This is a genomic window from Spirochaetota bacterium, assembly GCA_026414805.1.
Lineage (GTDB): Bacteria > Spirochaetota > UBA4802 > UBA4802 > UB4802 > UBA4802.
Window position 1 is genome coordinate 1 of sequence record JAOAIH010000163.1, and the last position, 662, is coordinate 662.

The 662-nt window shown below is 46.2% G+C and carries 1 protein-coding gene; it reads left to right on the forward strand.

Annotated elements, in window-relative coordinates; all coding sequences use genetic code 11:
• Positions 1 to 662: ATP-dependent protease ATP-binding subunit ClpX (clpX, locus tag N3F66_15170; GenBank protein ID MCX8125486.1), on the forward strand; the 662-nt coding region annotated here is incomplete at both ends.

Below are 662 nucleotides of genomic sequence, written 5' to 3' on the forward strand. Positions count from 1 at the left end.
GGGTATAAGTTTGGATGATGTAGAAGTAGAAAAGATCAACATCCTACTTATAGGACCCACTGGCTCTGGCAAAACACTGCTGGCAAAAACCCTTGCCAAAATAATAAACGTGCCCTTTGCCATAGCGGATGCTACCAGCCTTACAGAGGCGGGCGATGTGGGCGAGGATGTGGAAAATGTGCTTGTAAGGCTTTTGCAAAACTGCGGGTACGATGTAAACATGGCACAGAAGGGTATAGTTTACATAGATGAGATAGATAAGATTGCTAAAAAATCGGGCATAAACCCGTCCATAACCAGGGATGTATCCGGTGAAGGCGTACAGCAAGCCCTTCTAAAGATTATAGAAGGCACCGTAGCTAACGTCCCACCACAGGGTGGAAGGAAACATCCCCACCAGGAGTTTATACAGGTGGACACCACAGACATACTTTTCATATGTGGTGGGGCTTTCGTTGGACTGGAGGAAATAGTAAAACGCAGGTTAGGCAAGTCTGTAGTAGGCTTTGAAGCCCAGATAAAGAAGTTTGAAAAGGGTGAAAACCCCCTTCAGTTTGTGGAGGTAGATGACCTTGTGCACTTTGGGCTTATACCAGAGCTTGTTGGAAGACTACCAGTCATAGCAGTACTGGATGAGCTAACGGAAGAGGACCTAATAAGGG